Source organism: Citrobacter sp. CtB7.12 (genome assembly GCF_001297795.1).
Taxonomy (GTDB): Bacteria; Pseudomonadota; Gammaproteobacteria; order Enterobacterales; family Enterobacteriaceae; genus Citrobacter_A; species Citrobacter_A amalonaticus.
Window position 1 is genome coordinate 1 of the sequence record NZ_LIFT01000044.1, and the last position, 4,405, is coordinate 4,405.

The 4,405-nt window shown below is 54.3% G+C and carries 4 protein-coding genes; all 4 read right to left on the reverse strand.

Annotated elements, in window-relative coordinates; genetic code table 11:
* Positions 1–521 (reverse strand): DMSO/selenate family reductase complex B subunit (locus AOY24_RS23205; RefSeq protein WP_054177106.1); only part of this gene is annotated, 521 nt, incomplete at its 3' end.
* 10 nt (positions 522–531) lie between these two features.
* A complete protein-coding gene (gene ynfF, locus AOY24_RS23210; RefSeq protein WP_054177461.1) occupies positions 532–2,967 on the reverse strand; it encodes a selenate/tellurate reductase subunit YnfF in 2,436 nt (811 codons plus the stop codon).
* Positions 2,968–3,238: 271 nt separating this feature from the next.
* Positions 3,239–3,547: a DUF1161 domain-containing protein gene (locus AOY24_RS23215; protein WP_080343316.1), complete on the reverse strand. Its 309-nt coding sequence runs from the start codon at positions 3,545–3,547 to the stop codon at positions 3,239–3,241.
* A gap of 170 nt (positions 3,548–3,717) precedes the next feature.
* Positions 3,718–4,405 (reverse strand): autotransporter outer membrane beta-barrel domain-containing protein (locus AOY24_RS23220; RefSeq protein ID WP_152967236.1); only part of this gene is annotated, 688 nt, incomplete at its 5' end.

Genomic DNA, 4,405 nt, shown 5'->3' on the forward strand with positions numbered 1-4,405 from the left:
GCGCCAGGCAGCGGAGCAACCGCCGCCAGATCGCCGTGTTTCTGACGCAGTTCGTCGACAGGACCGAAATCCAGCGCACGTAGCGGACAAGATTCGACACAGATCGGTTTCTTGCCTTCCGCCACCCGGTCATGACAGCCGTCGCATTTGGTCATGTGGCCTTTGGCGGCGTTGTACTGCGGCGCGCCGTACGGACAGGCCATATGGCAATAACGACAGCCGATGCAGACATCTTCATCCACCACCACAAAGCCGTCTTCCCGTTTGTGCATCGCCCCGCTCGGACAGACCTTGGTACAGGCCGGATCTTCACAGTGGTTACAGGCAATAGAGAGATAATAGGCAAACACGTTCTGGTGCCAGACGCCGTTGTCTTCCTGCCAGTCTCCGCCCGCATATTCATAAATGCGGCGGAAGCTGACATCCGGGGTTAAGTCTTTGTAATCTTTACAGGCCAGTTCGCAGGTTTTACAACCGGTGCAACGGCTGGAATCAATAAAAAATCCATACTGAGTTGTCATCGGTTACTCCTTAGACCTTTTCAACCTGAACAAGATTACTGTGCGAAGGATTGCCTTTGGCCAGCGGCGAAGGGCGGTGCGACGTCAGGATGTTAATGGAGCCGCCGTGGTCTATTTGATCACCAAACATGTCGGCTTTGAGCCACGCCCCCTGACCGATGGCCGTGACGCCGGGCAGAATGCGTGGGGTCACTTTGGCAGGGATCAGCATCTGCCCATTGTTGTTAAACACCCGGACGGTGTCGCCGTGTTGAATCCCACGCGCGCTGGCATCGATCGGGTTAATCCAGATCTCCTGTGGGCAAGCTTGTTGCAGGACATCAATGTTGCCGTAACTGGAGTGAGTGCGCGCCTTGTAATGGAATCCGGTGAGCTGCAGCGGGTACGTTTTGCGGATCGGATCGTCCCAGCCGTCAAAACCGGGTGCATAGGCGGGCAAAGGGTGGATTATCTCATCCTGCTTCAGTTCCCAGGTATTGGCGATAGTGGCCAGTCGCGCAGAGTAAATTTCAATTTTCCCTGACGGCGTTTTCAGCGGGTTAGCAGTGGGGTCTTCACGGAAGGCGCGGAAGGCGACGTAATGTTCTTCCGGGCATTTTTTCTTGAAGATACCGGTTTGCTTCATCTCTTCGTAATCCGGCATTTCTGGATTGCGTTCTTTAGTCTTCGCATGCAGGTATTTCACCCATTCATGCTGCGAGCGTCCTTCAGTGAATGTCTGGTAGACGTCCGGGCCGAGTCGGCGGGCGATTTCACTGAGCATCCAGTAGATCGGTTTTCTTTCAAACTTCGCTGAAGTCGCGGGCTGACCGAGGATCACATAGCCCATGTTGCCGGCGGATTCGTGAGAAATCAGGTCTTCCTGCTCGGTCGGCATTAAATCCGGCAGCAGAATGTCGCAGTACTTCGCCGATGCCGTCATGAAATGTTCGATGCCGACAATCATTTCGCACTTGCTGTCGTCCTGTAGCACGTCATGAGTGTGGGCGATATTGCCATGCTGGTTAATCAGCGTATTACTGGCGTAACACCACATGAATTTGATAGGAACATCCAGCTTGTCTTTACCACGCACGCCGTCGCGTGTGGCGGTCATTTCGGTGCCGTGATCGATAGCGTCGGTCCAGGTGAAGACGGAGATTTGCGTTTTCACCGGGTTATCAAGCATCGAAAACCATTCCACACCGAGATCCCAGGTGCCTTCACGGACGCCTGAGTTGCCGCCGTTGATACCGACGTTACCGGTGAGCACCGACAGCATGGCGATCGCCCGCGCGGTTTGCTCGCCGTTGGAGTGACGCTGAGGTCCCCAGCCCTGGCAAATATAGGCCGGCTTCGCCGAACCAATTTCACGCGCCAGTTGAATGATTTTATCCGCCGGAATACTGGTGATATGAGAAGCCCACTCCGGTGTTTTGGCAATGCCGTCCGGGCCTTCACCGAGGATATAGGCCTTGTAATGCGCGTTACGCGGCGCGTCGGCAGGCAGGGTGGTTTCATCGTAGCCGACGCAATATTTGTCGAGGAACGGTTTATCGACCAGATCTTCCGTAATCAGCACCCAGGCAATCGCAGCCGCCAGTGCGCCATCCGTACCGGGGCGGATGGGCAGCCATTCGTCTTCACGTCCGGCGGCGGTGTCGTTATAGCGTGGATCGATCACTATCATTCGCGCATTTGAACGTTCGCGAGCCTGTTCAACATAATAAGTGACGCCGCCGCCACTCATGCGGGTTTCCGCTGGGTTGTTGCCAAACATCACCACCAGTTTCGTGTTGGCAATGTCATCCGGGCTGTTGCCATCGTTACTGCCAAACATGTAGCTCATGGCGGCGCTGATTTGCGCGGTACTGTAACTGCCATAACGGCTAAGATAGCCACCACAGGAGTTCATCAGACGGTAAGGGACGTTGGAGTTGGTAATGTTGCCGCCGTCGACGCCGGTGCCGTACAGTACGTGAACCGCCTCATTGCCATACGCTTTCAGGATCCGCTTCAGGTTGTCGCCGATGGTATCCAGCGCTTCATCCCAGGAGATACGCTCAAATTTCCCTTCGCCGCGTTTACCAACACGTTTCATTGGATATTTCAAACGGTCCGGATGGTTCATGCGGCGACGTATTGAGCGACCGCGCAGACAGGCGCGAACCTGGTGGTTTCCGTACTCATCGTTGCCGGTAGTGTCAGATTCAACCCAGTAAACGGTGTCATCTTTAACATGCAGACGCAGCAGGCAGCGACTTCCGCAGTTGACGGTACAGGAACTCCAGACCGCTTTTTCTTCGACCGGCGCTGGCGTCATGCCGTCGGCGGCGCGGGCGATACGGGTGAAAGGAAGGGTGAAAGCACTACTGGCAAGCGCAAGGCTGCCAATAGCGGATGATTTCACCAGACTACGGCGGCTGATATTGGCCTTCATGAGGGCCTCAGGCGTGGTGATTTTCATGGTTGCTCACTTTGCTAATGTCAAAAACTGGCCTGGTTGCTTCCTTGTCCGGGGAACAGCCATTCGCATTTTTTCTGTTTTAATCAACGTGGTGTGGAGGGTGTTGTGCAGACGCCGCACCTTCAAAACAGATCGCTGTATAATATTTTCTATATCGATATCAGAGACATGCTAAACAGAAATGAATTTTACCCCTTAATGGGTAGGGGTTATTAATCCATATCAAAGTGAGGGGAACCCTCCGTTGCCGGAGGGGAAAAAACAGGCGGAATTACTGGGGTTCGGCGTTGGCGCCTTCCTGAGAAGGCGTGGTGCTGGCAGGGGCATTACCACTGCTGGTCCGGGTGTAAAGAATTTTATGTGTGTCGTTAGCGCAATGTCCGACGACCTGTGAATCCGGTTGGTCAGCCTGATCGTTTGGCACAATGCTCAGGGTGAAGTTGGCCTCCGGCACGCCGTTATTGATGATGCGCTGCTCAATATCACTCTTGACGCGTTCGCAGGAGTCAGGGGCGGCAAAAACCAGCGGGGAGGCGGTAAGCAGAATGCCTGTCAGTAGTCCTCGGGATAATTTCATCATCAGCTCCATTGTTGAGATGCTCATAATAAGCATAGCATTGCGAGTGTAAGCATTTGTCATGGCCGCCAACCTTGTTGATGAATCTGAAAGATCGCTTTACTCCCTAAACACACAAACCCTGACAAGGTCAGGGTTTGTGATAAATCTCCATGTCGCCATGGGGGAAGGGATTAGAAGCTGTATTTCAGCCCCAGCATACCTTGCGTATCTTTGTATCCGTTATCACCAATTTGTTGGGCAACGTTACCCCACAGGGTGACGTTCTTCGTCAGTTGGCCTTCAACACCGGCTTTCAGCTCACCGATATTGCGGCTGCCTTTCACGTCGTTGCTGATGTCATCCATCTGCACGCTGTAATTCTGCGTGTTGTGGATCCAGTTGACTTCCACGAACGGCTGGAAGGTGCGGCCTTTGCCGTCATCCATGGCGTTATGGCCTTGCAGGTAGGCTTTGACGCCAAGACGCGTTTGCAGGTTGCCGTCGGTTTTATCCACCACCCGAGTGCCGTTTTTCTCAACGTGCGTATCAGCCTGCACGTCCATCCAGGTGATTTGCGCTTTAGGCTGGATGTACAGCGCGTTACGCTCGCTGAATTCGGCCAGTTTCCAGGTGTAGCCTGTTTCGACAGAGGCGGTGATACCGTCCGAGTCATACTTTTCAGACGCCAGACCCTGTCCGGACACGGTGTTGTCAAACCAGTTATAGAGCAGCCAGCCATCGACATACGCACCGGTTTTATCGGCGTCGTTGGCATACCAGGTGCCGTACAGACCGGCGCTGTAGCCGCTGATCTCCCCGCGAGAGGTGTAGCCGGTCAGGCTGGAGTGGCTGCGGCTCTTACTGTTGGCGTAACCGGCC